Below are 20,058 nucleotides of genomic sequence, written 5' to 3'. Positions count from 1 at the left end.
GTTGACTACGAGCACGCCACCTTACGCGTTCGAACGGCGTCCGAGGTTGTCGTCCCCTGACGGATTCGTGTCCGTTTGCGCCGTGTATTCGTCCGCGACGGACAGCGCCGCGTCCAGCGTCGCGAGCCCCTCCTTCAGCTCCGCCTCGCTGATGTTGCACGGGGGCACGACGTGCGTCCGGTTCATGTTCACGAACGGCCACAGACCGCCGCCCTTCGCGGCGGCGGCGAAGGCGGCCATCGGCGCGTTCGCCTCACCGGAGGCGTTGTACGCCACCAGCGGCTCCCGCGTCTCGCGGTCGCGCACCAGCTCCAGCGCCCAGAACATGCCGACGCCGCGCACCTCGCCCACGCTGGGGTGCCGCTCGGCCAGCGCCCGCAGCTCCGGCCCGAGCACGCTCTCGCCCAGCCGGGCCGCGTGCTCCACGACGCCCTCCTCGGCCATCACGCCGATCGTGGCGACGGCGGCGGCGCACGCCAGCGGGTGCCCCGAGTACGTGAGCCCGCCCGGGTAGGGCCGCCGGGCGAACGTCTCCGCGACGGCGCCGGAGATCGCCACGCCGCCCAGCGGCACGTACCCGCTGTTCACGCCCTTGGCGAAGGTCAGCAGGTCGGGCGTGACGCCGAACAGGTCCGCCGCGAACCACTCACCGGTCCGCCCGAAGCCCGCCATGACCTCGTCCAGGACGAAGACGATGCCGTACTTGTCGCACAGCTCGCGCACCCCGGCGAGGTAGCCGGGCGGCGGGACCATGATCCCGGCCGTGCCGGGGACGGTCTCCAGGATGATCGCGGCGATCGTCGAGGGCCCCTCGAAGCTGATCGTCGTCTCCAGGTGCTCCAGCGCCCGCGCGCACTCCTGCTCCTCGGTCTCGGCGTAGAAGCGGGAGCGGTACAGGTAGGGCGCCCAGAAGTGCACGACGCCGGCCGTGCCGCTGTCGGAGGCCCAGCGGCGCGGGTCGCCGGTGATGTTCACGGCCTGCTGGGTGCCGCCGTGGTAGGAGCGGTAGGCGGAGAGCACCTTGGGGCGGCCCGTGTGCAGCCGGGCCATCCGGATCGCGTGCTCGACGGCGTCGGCGCCGCCGTTGGTGAAGAAGATCTTGTCCAGGTCGCCCGGGGTCCGCTCGGCGATCAGCCGGGCCGCCTCCGAGCGCGCCTCCACCGCGAAGGCGGGCGCGAACGTCGTCATCCGCGCGGCCTGCTCCTGGATCGCGGCGACGACCTTGGGGTGCTGGTAGCCGATGTTCGTGTAGACGAGCCCGCTGGAGAAGTCCAGGTAGCGGCGGCCGTCGTAGTCCCAGAACCAGGACCCCTCGGCACCGGCGACGGCGAGCGGGTCGATGAGTTCCTGCGCGGACCAGGAGTGGAACACGTGGTCGCGGTCGGCGGCCTTGACGGCGGCGCCGGCCTCGGGATTCGGCTGAGGGGTCATGCGGGCGAGCGTAGGCGCGGGGGAGCGGGTGGTGACATCGGCGGCCTGTATGCCGTCGGCGGCTTTCCGCGACAGGTTGTCGAGGCGCGCCGGTGAGCATTGACAGCCTACTGTCGAAATGTAAGGATGCTGTCATCAGGCACTGGTCCGAGGAGGAACCGTGAACACCACCGCAGACCGCAAGCCCGTCCACCTCGCCGTCTACGACACCCTCGCCGACTGGGAGACCGGTCACGCCACGGCCCAGCTCGCCCGGGCGGGCCGGGAGATCCGCACGGTCGGACCGGCCACCGCCCCCGTGCGCAGCACCGGGGGACTGCGCATCCAGCCCGGCCTGGCCCTGCCCGACTTGCGCCCCGAGGACAGCGCGCTGCTGATCCTGCCGGGCGCGGACCTCTGGGACACCGGCGACGACCTGGCCCCCTTCGCGCGCACGGCCCGGGCCTTCCTCGACGCGGGCGTGCCCGTCGCGGCGATCTGCGGCGCCACCGCCGGACTCGCCCGCGAGGGCCTGCTCGACGACCGCGCCCACACCAGCGCCGTCTCCTTCTACCTGGCCGCGACCGGCTACGCGGGCGCCGGCCGCTACGTCGAGGCGGACGCCGTCACCGACCGCGGGCTGGTCACCGCCGGACCGACCGAGCCGGTCGCGTTCGCCCGGGAGGTCCTCGGGCTGCTCGGGGTCTACGAGGGCGAGGTGCTGGACGCCTGGTACCGGCTGTTCCACGACTCCGACACCGCGGCCTACGGGGTGCTGGAGAAGGCCGGGGCGCTGTGAGCCGTCGGCGGCAGGACCTGCTCAGCCGCGGTGCGCTCGGGGTGTTCCGGCTGAACGGCCAGTTCCTCGGCGTCGCGGAGGAACTGGCCCGGCCCGCCGGGCTCACCGCCGCCTGGTGGCAGGTGCTCGGCGCCGTCCTCGGTGAGCCGCTGCCCGTCTCCGGCATCGCCCGCGCCATGGGCATCACCCGGCAGAGCGTGCAGCGCGTCGCCGACCTGCTGGTGGAGCGGGGCCTCGCCGAGTACCGGCCCAACCCGGCGCACCGCCGCGCCAAGCTGCTCGCCCCGACCGGGGAGGGCCGGGCGGCCGTCGCCCGGATCGACCCGGGGCACGCGGGCTTCGCCGACCGGCTGGCCGAGGCGTTCGGGGAGGCGGAACTGGCCCGGGCGGTGGCGCTGCTGGAGCGGCTGTCGGAGGTGCTCGACCAGGTGGGGCCGCCCGAGCCCGGCGCCGGGGCCGGTGCGCCTGTTACGGAACCGTAGAGATCGCCCGGGCCGCCCCGGCCCGGGCCCGCACTATTCTCGATCCGTTGCTCACGTGTGGGGGGAAGGCGGCTGAGCGATGGAGAAGCTGGGGCCCGGGGACCTGCCGCGCATCGGCGCCTACCGGCTGCTCGCGCGGCTCGGTGCGGGAGGGATGGGGCACGTCTACCTGGCCCGCTCGGAGCGGGGCCGGACCGTCGCCGTGAAGCTCGTGCGCGAGGAACTCGCCGCGCAGGAGGAGTTCCGCGAGCGGTTCCGCCAGGAGGTGCGCTCCGCGCGGCGCGTCGGCGGGTACTGGACCGCGCCGGTGCTGGACGCGGACACCGAGGCCCCGGTGCCGTGGGTCGCCACCGGGTACGTCGCCGGGCCGAGCCTGCAGCAGGTCGTCGGGCACGACCACGGGGCCCTGCCCGAGCGGTCGGTGCGCATCCTCGCGGCCGGGCTCGCGCACGCGCTCAAGGACATCCACGCCGCCGGCATCGTCCACCGCGACCTCAAGCCGTCCAACGTGCTGGTGACCATCGACGGCCCGCGCGTCATCGACTTCGGCATCGCCCGCGCCCTGGAGACCGTCACGGACGGCGGGCTCACCCGCACCGGCGCGCTCGTCGGGTCGCCCGGGTTCATGGCGCCCGAGCAGGTGCGGGGCGACCGCATCACCCCGGCGTGCGACGTCTTCTGCCTCGGCTCCGTCCTCGCCTACGCCGCGACCGGCGCCCTGCCCTTCGGCAGCGCCAACAGCGGCGTCCACGCCCTGATGTTCCGCATCGCCCAGGAGGAGCCCGACCTGGAGGGCGTCCCGGAGGGCATCGCCGACCTGGTCCGCGACTGCCTGCGCAAGGACCCCGCCGCCCGGCCCACCCTGGACCACGTCCTGGAGCGCACCGGCGCCGACGACACCGTCGCCGACGGCCGCGCCCTCGACCCCTGGCTGCCGAGCGCGCTGGTGGCCCAGCTGGGCCGCCACGCGGTGCGGTTGCTGGACGCGGAGAACCCGGAGTCGGACACGGCGGCAAGGGCGCCCGCCGGCGGCCCGCCGGCCGGGGGGCAGGGCACGCCGGGCGGCCCGGACCCCGACGAACGCCCCGGCCGCGCCGTGCCCGCCGCCGGCGGGCGCCCGGCGCCCGGCCCGTCCCCCGAGCACGCCGCCGCGGCCGACGAAACGGCCCGGCCCGGCCTGCCTGCGGCCCCCGCGCTGCCCCCGGCCGCCGTGCCGCCCCCGCCGGGCCGGCCCGGCGACGGGCCGCACGTGAACCATCTGCCGACCCTGGTCGCCGGGCCGGGCACGGCACCGCCGCCCGGACAGGCCCCCGGCGCGGGCGCCCCGGCGCATCAGCAGGCGCACACGCCTCCACCGCCGTACCCCGCGTACGGCTACCCCCAGCAGCACCCGCAGCCCGGCGCCCCCGCGCACTCCGGCCACGGCGGGCTCGGCTCGACCCCGCCGTACGGTCCGCCCCCGTACGGCGGCACCCCGCCCTACGGCCCGCCGCAGCCCGAACAGCGCCGGGACGGCCGGTCCACCGCGCTGCTCGTCGTGATCGCCCTGGTCGTCGCGCTCGCCGCGGGCGGGTCGGTGTACGCCCTGATGCAGGGCGGCGACCACGACACGTCCGGCGGCGACCCGAGCCCCACCCGCAGCACCGGCGCACCCCCGACCACCCCGGGCCCCGGGCCGACGACCACGCAGCCGGACGTCTCCGCCTCCGCACAGGAGGGCACGATCCCGTCCGGGTACCTCGGCACCTGGACCACGACCATCGACAACGCCGACGGGCAGCACAGCCGTTCGCTCACCCTCCGGCAGGGCGAGCCGGGCGACACGGTGCTCTCCCTCGTGGCCGACGGGCCCACCCGGGGCGGCGGCTCCTACCACTGCGTGTTCGAGGGCGAACTGGTCACGGCTCCCGGGGCGGGCGGCACGCTGCGGATCGGCCCGTCGACGGTGACCGTCGGGCAGCCGCGCAGCGCCTGCACCCCGGGCGCCGCCACCGAGGTGACCCTCCTGCCGAACGGCACGCTGGAGCGCCGCAACACGAGCAGCGGGGAACGCCTGACCTACACCAGGCAGTAGCCGGACTCCCGTCCCGGGCACGGCTGCTGAACGTCCGGCGAACTCCGGCCGACGTGAGCCCGGCGCGGGCCCGGGCGGCCGTACGGTGACCTCCCCGCCGGTCGGGCGGGGACGGCGGGCGGGTCGGGCGGCACGGGGGCACCCACGGTGGAGTGGTTCAGCGCGGAGAACCTCGTGGCGGTGGCGACCGCCCTCCTCGGCATCGTCGCCTCGGGCGTCATGGTCTGGTACGAGCGCCGGGTGCCGCGGCGCACACGCATCGGGTACCGCGTCCAGATGGACAACGCCATCGGCGACGACGTGCGGTCGGGCCGGGCCAACCGCCGACTCGGCCTGTTCGACGAGGCCCCGGGCATGGCCGACGCGACCCTCGTGCTGCTGCGCATCGAGAACGACGGCTCGCAGGGCATCGGCCGCGACGACTACACCGGCCCCGAACTCCACGGTCTCACCGCCGTGTTCACCGGCCGGACCGTGCGCGGCGTCTCGGTCACCCAGCCGTCGGACACCGACCACCTGATGGACCACTTCACCGCCCCGCGCGGCTTCGCCTACGACGGCAACACCCTGCGCATCCCCCGGGTCCCGCTCAACCGCGGCGACCACTTCAAGCTGCTCGTCCTGCTGTCCGGCGGCGACGTCGGCGACGAGATCCGGCTGGTCGGCGGCCTGCGCGACGGCGAGGTGCACCCCAACCGCAGCGCCACGCCCGACGACAAGCCGCCGTTGTTCAGCCGGGCCGCGCGGCTGATCACCATCGCGCTCACCGCGAGCGTGGTCACCCTGGCGGCGATCGTCGTCGCGCGGGACGACAGCCCGGCGCCGATCGGCTGCGCGAGCGGCACGCTGACCCTCACCGGCTCGACGGCCTTCGCCCCCGTCCTGCGCGAGGCGGCCCGCGCCTACGAGCGGGACTGCGGCGGCGATCCCGCCATCCGCGTGGACACCCACGGCTCGACGGCCGGGATCCGGGAGCTCGCGGCGGCCGGGGCCCGGGCGCGGCGGGACGGCACCGGCTCCCCGCCGCTGGTGGCCCTGTCCGACGGGCCCAAGCCCCCGGGCCTGCCCGCACTGCGGGAGACCCGGGTCGCGGTGTCCGTGTTCGCGCTCGTGGTCAACGACGAGGTGGGCCTGACGAACCTGTCCACCGACGCCGTGCGGCGCCTGTACCGGGGGGAGATCCGCAACTGGCGGCAGCTCGGCGGCCCCGACCTGCCCGTGCGCCTGGTCAGCAGGGACGCGGGATCCGGGACGCGGCAGGTCCTGCAGCGCCGGGTGCTCGGCCGCGGCGAGACGGCCAACTCCTCGGTCGACTGCCTGCACAAGGACGACCCGACGGCCCCCGTCCCGCGCTGCGAACTCGACTCCACCGAACAGGTCCTGGCCACCGTCGCCGGCCTGCCCGGTGCCGTCGGCTACAGCGAACTCAACCTGGCCGCCCGGGCGAAGGGCCTGCACGCGCTGCGCCTCGACGGCGACCCGCCCTCCGTGGACGCCGTCGGGCACGGCACGAGCGACTACCCCTACCGCGAGATCGAGTACGCCTACACCTACGGCCGTCCTCCCGCCCACTCGCTCGCCGCCGGCTTCCTCGCCTACCTGTCCCGGGGCAACGGGCAGGACGTCGTGCGCACCCACGGCCACGTGCCCTGCTGGACCCCGGAGGGCCTGACGCTGTGCGCCCGGGACGGCGGCGGGCCCTGACCGGCGGCGCGGCGACCGGGACGGCCCCGGATCACCTCGGCTCGGGCGGCCGCTGGCGGGGCATGTTCGGCCGGGCGCCGCCCGCCGGCGGCACCACGAAGCGCCCGTTGACGCCCCCCGCCTCCACGGGGCGGCCGGGCCCCGGGAACACCACCGTCTGCAGGCAGGCCGCCGGGGCGCCGCCGGTGCGGAACTCGCCCATCCAGTCCGCCGTCTCCACCCGCACCAGCTCCGTGACGTCCTCGGAGAACCTGCGCAGCACCCCCAGGCACCGCTCGGCGGCCTCACCGGCCGTCCCCTCCGCCGGCCCCAGCACCTCCCGCACGCTCTCCGCCGCCCAGTCGAACTGCAGCGCCTGGAGCCGGCGCTGCACGGCCTGCGCGGTGGCCACGTCCCGCATCCAGCCCGACGTCACCCCGAAGTACCGGTCGACGGCCACGCACGCCACCCCCAGCAGCAGCGCCAGGCACCCCCAGGACGCGGTCCCGCCCGCCACGCCCGTCAGGTCCAGCAGGGGCAGCGCGACGCCGGTGACCGCCCCGGCCAGCGCGCCGCAGCGCAGCACCCGCGCGCAGCGCCGCTTCCACATCCGGTCCGCCAGGTACCAGGCCGCCGTCCCCAGCGCCCCCCGCTCCACCCACCGGTACAGCTCGTCCAGCCGGGCCGCCGGCTCCCCCCAGTCGCCGAGCGGGAAGGCCCGCCCGGTCAGGTCGTCCGGCCGCAACCGGGCCGCCGCCCCCTCGCCCCGCCCGTCCTGAGGCGGCCCCTCGGGCTGCATCTCCGGCTGACCCACCCGGCACTCCTCACTGACCACGAATGACCACGTACGGTTCACTCACCGATCACGCTGCGCGACGGACGGACGCCGCCTCCTGCCGCGCCCGACCCTTCCTACCCCCCAACGGGTGGCGAAGATGAAGCTTTCGCCGGTTTTCCGCCCGGAAGTATTCCTTGATCGGTTATGGGGCGCGAGAGGGACTCACTCGAAAGAGTGCTGGGGCAGCGGCAGGCCCGACCACGTAGGCTCGTGCCGAGCGGGAAAACCCGTACCGAGCAAGGAGCTGATCGTGATCCCCGGTGGTGGCCAGCCCAATATGCAGCAGCTGCTCCAGCAGGCCCAGAAGATGCAGCAGGACCTGGCGAAGGCGCAGGAGGAACTGGCGCAGACGGAGGTCGACGGGCAGGCCGGCGGCGGCCTGGTGACCGCGACCGTCACCGGCGCCGGTGAGCTGCGCGCCCTGAAGATCGACCCGAAGGCGGTGGACCCGGAGGACACCGAGACCCTCGCCGACCTCGTCGTGGCGGCCGTCCAGGCGGCCAACGAGAACGCGCAGACCCTCCAGCAGCAGAAGCTCGGCCCCCTCGCCCAGGGCCTCGGCGGCGGCGGGATCCCCGGCCTGCCGTTCTGACCCGGCGCACCGCCTTCCTCGGGAGGGCGGCTGACAACTACGGTACGTACGGGTGGGTGCGTACCGACCCCGAAGACCCAGGAAGGGCAGTCCGTTGTACGAAGGCGTGGTCCAGGACCTGATCGACGAGCTGGGGCGGCTGCCCGGCGTCGGTCCCAAGAGCGCCCAGCGGATCGCCTTCCACATCCTCCAGGCGGAGCCGGCGGACGTGCGGCGGCTCGCGCAGGCCCTGATGGAGGTCAAGGCGAAGGTCCGCTTCTGCGCGACCTGCGGCAACGTCGCGCAGGAGGAGCTGTGCAACATCTGCCGCGACACCCGCCGCGACCCGGCCGTCATCTGCGTGGTCGAGGAGCCCAAGGACGTCGTCGCGATCGAGCGCACCCGTGAGTTCCGCGGCCGCTACCACGTCCTGGGCGGCGCCATCAGCCCGATCGACGGGGTGGGCCCGGACGACCTGCGCATCAGGGAGCTCCTGGCCCGTCTCGCCGACGGCGCGGTCACCGAGCTGATCCTCGCCACCGACCCGAACCTGGAGGGCGAGGCGACAGCGACGTACCTCGCCCGCATGATCAAGCCCATGGGCCTGAAGGTCACCCGCCTGGCCAGCGGCCTCCCGGTGGGTGGCGACCTGGAATACGCGGACGAGGTCACCCTCGGACGCGCCTTCGAGGGGAGACGACTCCTAGATGTCTGACGCCACGCTGCACGCCACCGACCAGAACCCGGACGACTTCGCGGTCCAGATCGCGGACCAGATCGAGAGCTTCCTGGTCGCCGTCACCGAGGTGGCCAAGGGCGACGAGCCGGAGTCGGCCGTCCCCTTCCTCCTCCTGGAGGTCTCCCAGCTCCTGCTCGCCGGAGGCCGCCTCGGCGCGCACGAGGACATCGTGCCCGACGAGCGCTACGAGCCCGACTCGGGCCCCGAGGCGGACGTCGACGAACTGCGCGAGAACCTGGCGCGGATGCTCGACCCCATCGACATCTACTCCGAGGTCTTCGACCCCTACGAGCCCCGCAAGGCCCCCGTCCCGGCCCGGATCTCCGACGACCTGGCCGACGTCATGGCCGACCTGCGCCACGGCATGTCCCACTACCGCGCGGGCCGCACCACCGAGGCCCTGTGGTGGTGGCAGTTCTCCTACTTCTCCAACTGGGGCTCCACCGCGTCGGCCACCCTGCGCGCCCTGCAGTCGGTCCTCGCCCACGTCCGCCTCAATCAGCCCCTGGCCGAACTCGACGGGCTGGACACGGACCAGGGCATGGGCGACGACACGCTGGAGTTCGAGGCGGGCCGCGTGATGGTGGAGGAGATCGCCCGCCCCCTGGGACTGCGGCAGACCAAGTGACGCTCCGTCAGGTCACCGCCCGGCGGTCGCCGCGCCGGTGAGCCGGTGTCCCGCCGGGGGAGCGCCCGGGTCCGTCACACCCCCCGGATCCGGACGGCCGTGCCCGTCACGGCGATTCCCTCCCGCGGGCCGGGCGGCACCGAGACGGTGATGGTGCTGGGCCGTCCCATGTCCTCGCCCTGGCGGATCGTCAGCGTCGCCGGGGGAGCCACGAGTCCGAGTTCCCTCAGGTAGCCGCCGAACGCGGCCGCCGCCGCGCCCGTGGCCGGGTCCTCGACGACACCCCCGGGCGGGAACGGGTTGCGGGCGTGGAACAGCGTGGGCGACTCCCGGTGCACCAGGTCGATCGTCGTCCAGTCCCTGCGGGCCATCAGGCCGGCGAGCGCGGCCATGTCGTAGTCCAGGCGGGCCAGCCGCTCCCGGCGCGCGGCGGCGATCACGGGGTGCCAGGCCCCGGCGTAGGCCACGCGGGGCGGCAGCTGCGGGTCCAGGTCCCCCGCGGACCAGCCGAGGAGCGACAGCAGTGCGTCCAGGTCCGGCTGGGCGAGCGGTGCCGTGCGCGGTGCCACGCTCACCAGCGTCGCCACCAGGCCGCCGTCCGCCGCCCGGTCCGTGGTGACCGGGACCTGCCCGGCCGCCGTGTCCAGCACCAGCCGGCCGGGGCCGTGCCGCTCCGCGTGGGCCACGGCCGTGGCGATCGTCGCGTGCCCGCAGAAGGGCACCTCGGCGAGCGGGCTGAAGTAGCGCACGGCCAGGGAGCCGTCGCGGGCCTCCGTCACGAACGCCGTCTCCGAGTAGCCGACCTCGGCGGCCGCCGCCAGCATCGCCGCCTCGCCGGCCCCCGCGGCGTCCAGCACCACCCCCGCGGGGTTGCCGCCCTCGGGATCCCCGCTGAACGCCACGTAGCGCAGTATCTCCATGCCCGCACGGTAGCGCCCGGCCCCGGCCGTACGGCGTGATCAGGGGTTTCCCGTACGCCCGGTGCGGCACCCGGACCGGTCGGGCGCGTTGTGACACCGGGCACTTTCCGCGTGGCCCGTGCCGAGATGGGCATGAGCCCCTCTGGCGGGCGCCGGGGTCTCACCATGCGATATCGCGGAGGGGATTTTCGGACGCTCGTTAGACTGAGCCGACCGCGGTACGAATGCGTATGAGCGGACAGAGACGGATTGAGCGAGGAGCGCACGTGGGCCTTGTCGTGCAGAAGTACGGAGGCTCCTCCGTAGCCGATGCCGAGGGCATCAAGCGCGTCGCCAAGCGGATCGTGGAAGCGAAGCAGAGCGGCAACCAGGTGGTTGCCGTCGTTTCCGCGATGGGCGACACGACGGACGAGCTGATCGATCTCGCCGAGCAGGTTTCCCCGATGCCTGCCGGGCGCGAGCTCGACATGCTGCTGACCGCCGGAGAGCGGATCTCCATGGCCCTGCTGGCGATGGCGATCAAGAAACTGGGTCACGAGGCCCAGTCGTTCACCGGCAGCCAGGCAGGTGTCATCACCGACTCGGTCCACAACAAAGCCCGGATCATCGACGTCACGCCGGGCCGGATCAAGACCTCGGTGGACGAGGGCAACATCGCGATCGTCGCCGGTTTCCAGGGCGTCAGCCAGGACACCAAGGACATCACCACCCTCGGCCGCGGCGGCTCCGACACCACGGCGGTGGCCCTCGCGGCCGCGCTCGACGCCGACGTCTGCGAGATCTACACCGACGTGGACGGCGTGTTCACCGCCGACCCGCGCGTGGTGAAGAAGGCGAAGAAGATCGAGTGGATCTCCTTCGAGGACATGCTCGAACTGGCGGCGTCCGGATCCAAGGTCCTCCTCCACCGCTGCGTGGAGTACGCCCGCCGGTACAACATCCCGATCCACGTCCGGTCCAGCTTCAGCGGACTGCAGGGCACGTGGGTCAGCAGTGAGCCGATCGATCAAGGGGACAAGCAGGTGGAGCAGGCTCTCATCTCCGGTGTCGCGCACGACACCTCCGAGGCCAAGGTCACGGTCGTCGGCGTGCCGGACAAGCCGGGCGAGGCGGCCTCGATCTTCCGCACGATCGCCGACGCCGAGATCAACATCGACATGGTCGTGCAGAACGTGTCCGCCGCCTCCACGGGCCTGACGGACATCTCCTTCACGCTGCCGAAGACCGAGGGCCGCAAGGCCATCGACGCGCTCGAGAAGAACAAGGCCGGCATCGGCTTCGACTCGCTGCGCTACGACGACCAGATCGGCAAGATCTCCCTCGTCGGCGCCGGCATGAAGACCAACCCGGGCGTCACGGCCGACTTCTTCACGGCCCTGTCCCAGGCGGGCGTGAACATCGAGCTGATCTCGACCTCCGAGATCCGCATCTCGGTCGTCACCCGCGCCGACGACGTCCCCGAGGCCGTCCGCGCCGTGCACACGGCCTTCGGTCTCGACTCCGACAGCGACGAGGCCGTCGTCTACGGAGGCACCGGCCGCTGATGGCCGACCTCCGAGGGACCGGCCGGTCCGGCCGGCCCACCCTCGCCGTGGTGGGAGCGACCGGCGCCGTGGGCACGGTCATGCTGGGGATCCTGTCCCAGCGTGCCGACGTCTGGGGTGAGATACGGCTCGTCGCCTCCCCGCGCTCGGCCGGCCGCAAGCTGGCCGTGCGCGGCGAGGAGACCGAGGTCGTGGCGCTCACCGAGGAGGCCTTCGACGGGGTCGACGTCGCGTTGTTCGACGTGCCCGACGAGGTCGCCGAGGAGTGGGCGCCCGTCGCCGTCGCCAAGGGCGCGGTGGTCGTCGACAACTCCGGCACGTTCCGGATGGACCCGGACGTGCCGCTCGTCGTGCCCGAGGTCAACCCGCACGCCGTGCGCATGCGCCGGCGGGGCATCATCGCCAACCCCAGCTGCACGACCCTCTCCATGATCGTGGCGCTGGGCGCGCTGCACGCCGAGTTCGGGCTGCGCGAGCTGGTCGCCTCCTCGTACCAGGCCGTCAGCGGCGCCGGGCGCGAGGGCGTGGCGACCCTGCGCCGCCAGCTCTCCCTGGTCGCCGGCACCGAGCTGGGCACCAGTCCCGGGGACGTGCGGCGCGCCCTCGGGGACCGCACCGGGCCCTTCCCGGAGCCGGTCGCGCTGAACGTCGTGCCGTGGACCGGCACGGCCTGCGAGGACGGCTGGTCCTCGGACGAGCTGAAGGTGCGGGGCGAGACCCGCAAGATCCTCGGGTTGCCCGAGCTGCCGGTCGCCGTCACCTGCGTGCGCGTCCCGGTGATCACCACCCACTCCCTCACGGTGCACGCCCGCTTCGAGGGCGAGGTCACCGTCGACAAGGCCCGCGAGATCCTCGCCACGGCGCCCGGGGTCGTCCTGTTCGACAACCCGGCCGCGGGGGAGTTCCCGACCCCCGCCGACGTCGTGGGCACCGATCCGACCTGGGTCGGGCGGGTGCGCCGGGCCCTGGACGACCCGACCGCGCTGGAACTCTTCGTGTGCGGGGACAACCTGCGCAAGGGCTCCGCGCTCAACACCGCCCAGATCGCCGAACTGGTGGCCCGGGAGCTCGCCTGAGGGTGCCCGCCCCGCCCCCGTGACCGCCCGCCGGCCCGGAAACTCCCGGGCCGATGTCGGTGCCGGTTTGTAGGATCGGTGCACCTCGCATGTGATCCGGTCGATGATCCGGACCACTTGTGGCCTGGGGCTTTGCCGTCGGAGGATTTATCTCCCCGCTCTCCGCAACCGCGCGGAGGGCGGGGAGCGTCTTTGCCGTCGCCCTTCGGGCCGTGGGAGCGCTTGTCAGGCGTGGGGACGCCTGGAACCGGACGTGGGGACGCCCGGTCACATCGGGACATAGGGGAAGAGCGGGACGCATGAGGGCATGTGATGCACCATCTGTTGTGCTGCCTGACGCGGGTAGACCGTCGGTGGCGGCGGTCGGCGCGAAAGTGACGCCCGGCACGTACAACCCTCACCGGGATGAGCGTGTCCAACAAGCGTGGCAGAGGTACTCGACTTCAGCGCGGCACGCGGCACGGTCCTCAGACCGCCCCGTCCGGCGGCTCTCCGACCCCGCATGCCCGGCACGCCCGGTGGCATGCCGGTGATCGCGCCCGTGCCCGCAGCGCGGCCGGCCCGCATCCCCAGTCAGCGTGACGGCGCCGAGGACTCGGTCGCGGCCGGGACGACCGTCGATCACCTCACCGAGACCTACCGCGCGCACTACCGCTCGCTGCTGGGTCTCGCCGCCCTCCTCCTCGACGACACGGCCTCCTGCGAGGACGTCGTCCAGGAGGCGTTCATCCGTGTCCACTCCGCCCGCAAGCGGGTGCGCGACCCCGAGAAGACCCTGGCGTACCTGCGCCAGACCGTCGTGAACCTCTCGCGTTCGGCGCTGCGCCGCCGCATCCTCGGCCTGAAGCTGCTGTCCAAGCCGATGCCGGACATGGCCAGCGCCGAGGAAGGCGCCTACGACCAGCTGGAGCGGGACTCCCTCATCAAGGCGATGAAGGGCCTGCAGCGCCGCCAGCGCGAGGTGCTGGTGCTGCGCTACTTCGCGGACATGACCGAGGCGCAGGTCGCCGAGACGCTCGGCATATCCCTGGGCTCGGTCAAGGCGTACGGCTCGCGCGGGATCGCGGCGCTCCGGGTCGCCATGGAGGCGCCGGTATGAGCGACGGGGACGGCGCGCCCCGCGGCGGGCGCGACCGGCACGAGCCCTTCGAGTGGCACGAGCCGACACGGCTGCACGGGCAAGATCCGAAGCAATCGCACGCTGGGAACGGAACTGTGAACCACGGCCCCGACGACCAGAGCCCCGACCGGCTCGACTCGGACGAGCTGGACCTGCGCACGATGCTGCACCAGGCGGTGCACGACGTGGCACCGCGCGACGGCACCCTGGACCACCTGCGGAAGGCGGTCCCGCAGCGGCGCGCCCGCAAGCGCCAGGCCCTCGTGGGCATGGCGGCGGCCGCGCTGTTCGTCGGCACCGCCGTCCCCGCCCTGGTGCACGTCTCCAACGCCACCGGCTCCGACGCCAACCCCTCCGCCATCGGCCACGCCTCCGCCACGCCCGGCGAGTCGGGCGGGGGCAAGGACCCGGACGGCGGTGAGCACTCCTCGGACAAGCCCTCCGACAAGGTCGAGGAGAAGGAGAAGGACGGCAAGAAGGACAAGGACAAGGGCAAGGGCTCCGGCGCCTCCAAGGGCACCTCCGCCGGCGGCACCGGCCCCTCCTCCACCACCAGTGCCGGCATCGCCGCCTGCACCGCCGCCCAGCTCGGCCCCGCGTCCGGCAGCAGCGGCGCCCCGGGATCCACCGGCGCGGTCTCCGGCTCCTTCCGCGTCGTCAACGTCTCCGGTGCGGCCTGCACGGTCGCCGGCCCCGGCTCGGTGTACGCCTCGGCGCAGGGCGGGGCCGACCCGGCGAAGGTCACCTCGGCCCGGCACACCGCGGGTGACGCGGCGGCCGGTCTGCTGCCCGACCCGTCCATGGAGGCGGCCGGGCTGGTGCTCCAGCCGGGCGCCGGTTACGACGTGAGGTTCGCCTGGGTCCCCTCGGAGACCTGCGGTACCCCCGGTGGCGGCGTCGGCGGTCCCGACCCGAGCCCCGACCCGACCCCGTCGGACGACCCGGCGGCCACGGCGGGCACCTCCACCGGTGGCGACACGGGCACCGGCACGCAGCTCGTCCGGGAGGACGGCACGGTCGACGGCAGTGTGGCGGTGACGTACACCCCGGCCACGGGCTCGGGCGCGGGCTCGGTGACGGTACCGAACGCGTGCGCGGGGACGGTGTACTGGACGGGAGTGCTGGCGGGGGCGTGACCCCTGCCGGGGCGCTGTCGGCGGGGATGCGATCTCCCTGCCGTGGCTCTGCGGGCGGGGTGTGAGTCCTGCCGAGGCCCTGGGGGTGGGGACGCGAGCCCTGCCGAGGCCCGGGGGGTGGGGACGCGAGCGAGCCCTGCCGGGGTGGTGCGGTGGCGGCGGGGGATCGCGCCGGGGCCCTTCGGCCGCCCGGCGGAGCTACTTGGCGGCGGTCTCCACGGCGACCGGTTCCTCGTCCGGTACCAGCCCCAGCTCCAGGTCGCGCGCGAGTTCGGTCTCGCGGCGCAGCAACCGGAACCACATGAAGATGACGAACCCGACGAAGGCGAACCACTCGGCGGTGTAACCGAGGTTCTGGAACGCCTTCAGGTCGAGCCCGGAGTCCGGCGGCGCGGCGGCCGGAACGGCCGTCATCCCCGCGTCGGCCTCGGCCAGCGTCACCCACGCGTCGTACACGTCGTAGGAGACCAGGTTCACCAGCGACGCCGCGCTGATCGCCGCGGTCTGCCCGGCGGGCAGCCCGCCCCGCGCGCTGACCCCGTTGTCGCCCGGGGTCTCGGACGCCTGGAGCGCCCCGGTGACGGTGACCTCGCCGCGCGGCGGCGCGGGGGCCTTCGCCGCGTCGGCCGTGCCGGGCAGCCAGCCGCGGACCACCGGCAGGACCTTGCCCGAGCCGGTCCGCAGCAGCGTCAGCACGTAGAAGCCCTGCCGGTCGTCGAGCTTGCGGTCCGGGACCAGCAGCTGCTCGCCGTAGCGTCCGGTCGCGGTGACGGGCTTGCCGGACGTCGCCTTGGTCACCGGCAGCATCTCGCCGAGCGGCCGCGGCGCCTCGCGCCCCGCCTCGGAGACCTGTTCGGTCGCGGTGCGGTGGTCCTGCACACGGTCCTCGAACCGGCCCAGCTGCCAGGACCCCATGAAGATGCAGAAGGGGATGGACAGCAGCACGAAGACGTTGATCCCCCACCATCGGGGCGTCAGCAGAAACCGGTACACACCCCCACGGTACGGGGCCTGCGGACGTCCCCGGCCCGCGGGGTGGGCAACGGCGGTCGCCTCGCGGGACCGCTCCGGCGGCCCTCCTCGCCGGCCTGCGGCGGAGGGGGACCGGTGCGGGTTTTCCACAGGCTGGGGACCTCGGCAGCGAACAGTCGGCCCGGGCGTGCACTATGGGGCCATGACTGAGAGCAACGGGTCCGAAGCGCGCGATCAGCGGGACCAGCAGCGAGGGGCGGCACCGGATCAGCAGGAGCGGATGCCGGACTGGGAGAAGCGCTTCCGGGCACCCCGGGTGTCCCTGCCCGACTGGGCGCTGGACGCGCCCGACCGCTCCCTGTTCGTGTCCAACGCGACGGGGACCTACGAGCTGTACGCCTGGGACCGGTCGACCGGTGAGCAGCGCCAGGTGACGGACCGGCCGAACGGCACGACGGACGGCGTGCTGACGCCCGACGGCGCCTTCATCTGGTGGTTCGACGACAAGGACGGCGACGAATTCGGCATCTGGCGCCGCCAGCCCTTCGAGGGCGGCCCCGACGAACCGGCCGCCGACGGCCTGGAGCCCTCCTACCCGGCGGGCCTCGCCCTCGGCCGCGACGGCCGGACGGCGGTCGTCGGCCGCTCGACCGACGAGGACGGGACGACGATCCACCTCGTGCGCACCGGCGAGACGCCGGTGGAGATCTACCGCCACCGTGAGTCCGCCGGCGTCGGCGACCTCTCCCACGACGGCTCCCTCATCGCCGTCGAACACACCGAGCACGGCGACGCGATGCACTCCGCGCTGCGGGTGCTGCGCCCCGACGGCCGGCCGGTCGCCGAGCTCGACGACACCGAGGGCGGCACCCGGGAGCTGGGCCTGGAGGTCCTCGGCTTCGCGCCCGTCGACGGTGACACGCGTCTGCTCATCGGCCACCAGCGCCGCGGCCGCTGGGAACCCCTCGTGTGGGACGTGGCCACCGGCGAGCAGACGGACCTGGCGCTGGAGCTGCCGGGCGACGTCAGCGCCGAGTGGTACCCGGACGGCAGCGGCCTGCTGATCGTCCACAGCTTCGAGGCGCGCAGCGAGCTGTTCCGCTACGACCTCCAGGGCCGCGCCCTCACCGAGATCCCGACCCCGCCCGGCACGGTGTCCGGGGCGACCGCCCGCCCCGACGGCAGCGTCGAGTACCTGTGGTCCTCCGCGGCCGAGCCGCCGGCGGTGCGCTCCACCGGCGGCGGTGTGGTGCTCGACCCGCCCGGCATGAAGTCGCCCGGCTCGGTGCCGGTGCGCGACGTGTGGGTGGAGGGCCCCGGCGGCCGCATCCACGCCCTGGTGCAGAAGCCGGAGGGCGCCACCGGCCCGCTCCCCACCGTCTTCGACATCCACGGCGGCCCCACCTGGCACGACAGCGACTCCTTCGCCGCGGCCCCGGCGGCCTGGGTCGACCACGGGTACGCGGTCGTCCGGGTCAACTACCGCGGCTCCACGGGCTACGGCCGCGCCTGGACGGACGCCCTGAAGCACCGCGTGGGGCTCATCGAGCTGGAGGACATCGCCGCGGTCCGCGACTGGGCCGTCGAGACCGGCCTGTCCGACCCCGACCGCCTCATCCTGACCGGCGGCTCCTGGGGCGGCTACCTCACCCTCCTCGGCCTCGGCGTGCAGCCCGACGCGTGGGCCCTCGGCATCGCCGCGGTCCCCGTCGCCGACTACGTCACGGCGTACCACGACGAGATGGAGGCGCTGAAGGCGATGGACCGCACGCTCCTCGGCGGCACCCCCGAGGAGGTCCCCGACCGCTTCGAGGCGTCCTCGCCCCTGACCTACGTCGACAAGGTCACGGCCCCCGTCTACATCTCGGCCGGCGTCAACGACCCGCGCTGCCCGATCCGCCAGATCGAGAACTACGTCAAGCGCCTGGAGGCGAGGGGCGCGGTCCACGAGGTGTACCGCTACGACGCGGGCCACGGCTCGCTGGTCGTGGACGAGCGGATCAAGCAGGTCCGGCTGGAGCTGGAGTTCGCCGAGCGGCACCTCGGGGTGGGGGTGGCGGGGGCCCGGTAGGCCGACCGGCGGGGGCGGTCCGGCGGCTGCGGGCGGCGGCGGCCGATCGCGCGGGTGCCTCGCGCCCCCCGGGGCGCGAGGCACCCCGTCACGCCCCCGCCCGCTCCCGCCGCCTGCGTCCCAGCAGTTCCGCGAGGCCCCGCCGTGTCGCTGCCAGCACCACCCGGTCCCCGGCCCCCAGCACGTACGAAGGAGGCAGATCCCACACCAGCCCCGACGTCGCCGCGCCGTCGTCCTCGGCGGCCTCCCTGTCGCCCCGCCGGCCCCCGGAGGGCGCCGTGTTGAGCGCCAGCACCCGCCAGGCCCCCGGCCGGAACGCCTCCCCGACCGTGCGCCCCTCCAGTTGCGGGTGCCCGCCCACCTCGATCTCCGCGAACAGCAGCACCCGCCGCTCCACCGGGATCGCCCCGAGGATCTGCCGCCCCATCATCGCCCCGGCGAAGGCGGGTGCGGCCAGATGGGACACGCTGCGGCTGCGCGTCAGGGCGGAGGGGTGCGCGGCGCGCAGCGTCCGGTAGACGGCGGTGGCGAAGTCGTCGTCGTACAGCCGCAGGACGACCCGCAGGTCGGGCCGGAGGGACCGGGCGTACAGGGACGCCTCCAGGTTCGTCGTGTCGGCGCTGGTCAGCGCCAGCAGGGCGTGCGCCCGGTGGATCTTCGCCGCCTCCAGCACGCCCTCCTGCGTGACGTCGCCGAGCACCACCGGCACCCGCAGCCGCCGGGCGGTGGCCAAGCCGCGCGCCTCCGGGTCGGATTCCACGCACACCACGGGGATGTGCAGCTCGCGCAGCCGCGTCAGCACCCGGGTGCCGATCTTCCCGAGCCCGAGCAGCACCACGTGCCCGCTCAGTCCCCGCGGGGGCTTGCGCAGCGCCGACGCGGTGCGGAAGGTGCCCAGCGCCTCCAGGACGGCGGCCAGCAGCACCGGCAGCAGCAGCAAGCCCACCAGCCCGGACAGCAGTTGCAGCACCTGCTGCCCGGTCGGCTGGTGGAACGCGGGGTCGTTGATGCCGAACAGGTCGAGCAGGGTGACGTAGGTGGCGTACAGGGGGTGCTCGCCGGTGACGAGGGTCAGGGCGACCGCGAGGGCCAGCACGCACCCGACCAGCCCGGCCAGCGACCACCGCAGCCGCCGCGAGAACAGCGAACCCAACGGCGGCACACCGCCCCGCCCATGGGGCAGGGACGGGCCGGAGTACGACACCTGCTCCAGGACGACGGTCCCGCGCCCCGTCGCCGACGCCACCGCCGCCTCGTCGGGCAGCAGCCGCGGCCCGTGCTCCCCGCTGCCCTCGGAGCCGTCGGCGCCGGCCGGGTCGTTGCTCGTCGCGGACAGCAGGGCCAGCGTGCACAGCCCCGGGTCGGCCACCTCGCCCGGCCCGGGCGGCTGCCGTTCGACGGCGCGCAGCACGAGCCCTTCGGTCTGCACGACCTTGCTGGTGCCGATCAGGGCGGTCGCGGCCAGCGCGGGTGCGGCCGTGTCGGCGTCCGACAGCACGGTCGTCGACGCGTCGAAGCCCCGGGTGCCGCCTCCATCCGAGCCTGAGGCCAACGCGGCCGTCTGGTCGAGCAGTTCCTCGATGTGCTGCCCGAGTCGGCGGTTGTACAGCCGCAGCACCAGCCGCAGCCGGGGGTTGAGGCGGCGGGCGGTGAGCGCGGCGCGGATGTTGGTCTCGTCGTCGTCGTACACGAGCGCCAGGGCCGCCGCGCGGTCGGCCCCGGCCTCGCCGAGCACGGCCTCGGTGACCTCGGCGGCCTCCACGACCTGCTCGTTGCCGGCCGGTTCGCCGCCGGGGGCGCCCGCACCCGCCCGGTTGACGGCGGCGCTGACCCGGTCGAGCAGCGCCGCCGAGGCGGCGCGGGCCCGTCCGACCACCGGCTGCCGCACGCGGCGCCCGGAGGGCGGCACGACGAGGGTGACCTGTTCGCCGTACACCCCGCGCAGTTCGGCGGCGAGCCGGTGCGCGAGACCGTCGTCCCCGCACACGATCATGT

Annotated in this window: 17 protein-coding genes; 12 read left to right on the top strand and 5 right to left on the bottom strand. The window is 74.3% G+C overall.

Features of this window, described 5'->3' with window-relative positions:
- Positions 1 to 21 precede the first annotated feature (21 nt).
- Entirely contained in the window at positions 22 to 1,431 is a 1,410-nt protein-coding gene (locus tag ACFYWG_RS25085) for an aspartate aminotransferase family protein (RefSeq protein WP_389203700.1), read from the bottom strand.
- Positions 1,432 to 1,591: 160 nt separating this feature from the next.
- On the opposite strand from ACFYWG_RS25085, the gene ACFYWG_RS25080 reads away from it, so the two are divergent.
- From ACFYWG_RS25080 to ACFYWG_RS25065, 4 genes are all read left to right on the top strand, one after another.
- A complete protein-coding gene (locus ACFYWG_RS25080) occupies positions 1,592 to 2,209 on the top strand; it encodes a DJ-1/PfpI family protein (protein WP_389203698.1) in 618 nt (205 codons plus the stop codon).
- The gene (locus tag ACFYWG_RS25075) at positions 2,206 to 2,691 is read left to right on the top strand and encodes a MarR family winged helix-turn-helix transcriptional regulator (protein ID WP_389203696.1); all 486 of its coding nucleotides are present in this window, start codon (positions 2,206 to 2,208) and stop codon (positions 2,689 to 2,691) included. Before ACFYWG_RS25080 ends, ACFYWG_RS25075 begins: the two co-directional genes overlap by 4 nt.
- 79 nt (positions 2,692 to 2,770) lie before the next feature.
- Entirely contained in the window at positions 2,771 to 4,765 is a 1,995-nt protein-coding gene (locus ACFYWG_RS25070; RefSeq protein ID WP_389203694.1) for a serine/threonine-protein kinase, read from the top strand.
- A 147-nt stretch (positions 4,766 to 4,912) separates the two neighbouring features.
- Complete coding sequence (locus tag ACFYWG_RS25065; RefSeq protein ID WP_389203692.1) at positions 4,913 to 6,469, top strand: substrate-binding domain-containing protein; 1,557 nt, start codon at positions 4,913 to 4,915, stop codon at positions 6,467 to 6,469.
- A 31-nt stretch (positions 6,470 to 6,500) separates the two neighbouring features.
- Here ACFYWG_RS25065 and ACFYWG_RS25060 read toward each other — a convergent pair whose 3' ends face one another.
- Complete coding sequence (locus ACFYWG_RS25060; RefSeq protein WP_376328168.1) at positions 6,501 to 7,262, bottom strand: SLATT domain-containing protein; 762 nt, start codon at positions 7,260 to 7,262, stop codon at positions 6,501 to 6,503.
- Between the two features lie 274 nt (positions 7,263 to 7,536).
- On the opposite strand from ACFYWG_RS25060, the gene ACFYWG_RS25055 reads away from it, so the two are divergent.
- From ACFYWG_RS25055 to ACFYWG_RS25045, 3 genes are all read left to right on the top strand, one after another.
- Positions 7,537 to 7,878: a YbaB/EbfC family nucleoid-associated protein gene (locus tag ACFYWG_RS25055; RefSeq protein WP_376328167.1), complete on the top strand. Its 342-nt coding sequence runs from the start codon at positions 7,537 to 7,539 to the stop codon at positions 7,876 to 7,878.
- 94 nt (positions 7,879 to 7,972) lie between these two features.
- Positions 7,973 to 8,572: a recombination mediator RecR gene (recR, locus tag ACFYWG_RS25050; RefSeq protein WP_376328165.1), complete on the top strand. Its 600-nt coding sequence runs from the start codon at positions 7,973 to 7,975 to the stop codon at positions 8,570 to 8,572.
- Complete coding sequence (locus tag ACFYWG_RS25045; RefSeq protein WP_376328163.1) at positions 8,565 to 9,224, top strand: DUF5063 domain-containing protein; 660 nt, start codon at positions 8,565 to 8,567, stop codon at positions 9,222 to 9,224. The genes recR and ACFYWG_RS25045 overlap by 8 nt, the downstream gene beginning before the upstream one ends.
- 74 nt (positions 9,225 to 9,298) lie before the next feature.
- Here the strand turns inward: ACFYWG_RS25045 and ACFYWG_RS25040 are convergent, their stop codons facing one another.
- The gene (locus tag ACFYWG_RS25040) at positions 9,299 to 10,144 is read right to left on the bottom strand and encodes a PhzF family phenazine biosynthesis protein (RefSeq protein ID WP_389203689.1); all 846 of its coding nucleotides are present in this window, start codon (positions 10,142 to 10,144) and stop codon (positions 9,299 to 9,301) included.
- 266 nt (positions 10,145 to 10,410) lie between these two features.
- Between ACFYWG_RS25040 and ACFYWG_RS25035 the strand changes: the two genes are divergently transcribed.
- The 4 genes from ACFYWG_RS25035 to ACFYWG_RS25020 all read left to right on the top strand — a co-directional run bounded on the left by ACFYWG_RS25035 (position 10,411) and on the right by ACFYWG_RS25020 (position 15,020).
- The gene (locus tag ACFYWG_RS25035) at positions 10,411 to 11,688 is read left to right on the top strand and encodes an aspartate kinase (protein ID WP_376328160.1); all 1,278 of its coding nucleotides are present in this window, start codon (positions 10,411 to 10,413) and stop codon (positions 11,686 to 11,688) included.
- Positions 11,688 to 12,764 (top strand): aspartate-semialdehyde dehydrogenase, encoded by a 1,077-nt coding sequence (locus ACFYWG_RS25030; RefSeq protein WP_385412000.1) that lies wholly within the window; start codon positions 11,688 to 11,690, stop codon positions 12,762 to 12,764. Before ACFYWG_RS25035 ends, ACFYWG_RS25030 begins: the two co-directional genes overlap by 1 nt.
- Positions 12,765 to 13,287: 523 nt before the next feature.
- Complete coding sequence (locus ACFYWG_RS25025) at positions 13,288 to 13,863, top strand: SigE family RNA polymerase sigma factor (RefSeq protein WP_376328156.1); 576 nt, start codon at positions 13,288 to 13,290, stop codon at positions 13,861 to 13,863.
- A gap of 116 nt (positions 13,864 to 13,979) precedes the next feature.
- Entirely contained in the window at positions 13,980 to 15,020 is a 1,041-nt protein-coding gene (locus ACFYWG_RS25020) for a hypothetical protein (RefSeq protein WP_376328155.1), read from the top strand.
- Positions 15,021 to 15,218: 198 nt separating this feature from the next.
- Here the strand turns inward: ACFYWG_RS25020 and ACFYWG_RS25015 are convergent, their stop codons facing one another.
- A complete protein-coding gene (locus tag ACFYWG_RS25015; RefSeq protein ID WP_389203686.1) occupies positions 15,219 to 16,013 on the bottom strand; it encodes an SURF1 family protein in 795 nt (264 codons plus the stop codon).
- A 181-nt stretch (positions 16,014 to 16,194) separates the two neighbouring features.
- Between ACFYWG_RS25015 and ACFYWG_RS25010 the strand changes: the two genes are divergently transcribed.
- Positions 16,195 to 18,063, top strand: coding sequence for a prolyl oligopeptidase family serine peptidase (locus ACFYWG_RS25010; RefSeq protein ID WP_389203684.1), 1,869 nt, complete (start codon positions 16,195 to 16,197; stop codon positions 18,061 to 18,063).
- A gap of 88 nt (positions 18,064 to 18,151) precedes the next feature.
- On the opposite strand, the gene ACFYWG_RS25005 is transcribed toward ACFYWG_RS25010, so the two are convergent.
- Positions 18,152 to 20,056 carry a potassium channel family protein gene (locus tag ACFYWG_RS25005; protein WP_385412147.1) on the bottom strand — a complete coding sequence of 635 codons (1,905 nt, stop codon included), beginning with the start codon at positions 20,054 to 20,056 and terminating at the stop codon, positions 18,152 to 18,154.
- Between the last annotated feature and the right edge of the window lie 2 nt (positions 20,057 to 20,058).

It is taken from the genome of Streptomyces sp. NPDC003456 (genome assembly GCF_042878735.1).
Lineage (GTDB): Bacteria > Actinomycetota > Actinomycetes > Streptomycetales > Streptomycetaceae > Streptomyces.
Note: the sequence above shows the minus strand (reverse complement) of the source record. Positions and strands in the feature narration are given on the sequence as shown.

Excerpts from the sequence above, each read along its gene's own strand:
- ACFYWG_RS25085 (WP_389203700.1), bottom strand. The coding sequence starts at position 1,431 with ATGACCCCTCAGCCGAATCCCGAGGCCGGCGCCGCCGTCAAGGCCGCC.
- ACFYWG_RS25070 (WP_389203694.1), top strand. The coding sequence starts at position 2,771 with ATGGAGAAGCTGGGGCCCGGGGACCTGCCGCGCATCGGCGCCTACCGG.
- ACFYWG_RS25045 (WP_376328163.1), top strand. The coding sequence starts at position 8,565 with ATGTCTGACGCCACGCTGCACGCCACCGACCAGAACCCGGACGACTTC.
- ACFYWG_RS25040 (WP_389203689.1), bottom strand. The coding sequence starts at position 10,144 with ATGGAGATACTGCGCTACGTGGCGTTCAGCGGGGATCCCGAGGGCGGC.
- ACFYWG_RS25030 (WP_385412000.1), top strand. The coding sequence starts at position 11,688 with ATGGCCGACCTCCGAGGGACCGGCCGGTCCGGCCGGCCCACCCTCGCC.
- ACFYWG_RS25025 (WP_376328156.1), top strand. The coding sequence starts at position 13,288 with ATGCCGGTGATCGCGCCCGTGCCCGCAGCGCGGCCGGCCCGCATCCCC.
- ACFYWG_RS25010 (WP_389203684.1), top strand. The coding sequence starts at position 16,195 with ATGACTGAGAGCAACGGGTCCGAAGCGCGCGATCAGCGGGACCAGCAG.
- ACFYWG_RS25005 (WP_385412147.1), bottom strand. The coding sequence starts at position 20,056 with ATGATCGTGTGCGGGGACGACGGTCTCGCGCACCGGCTCGCCGCCGAA.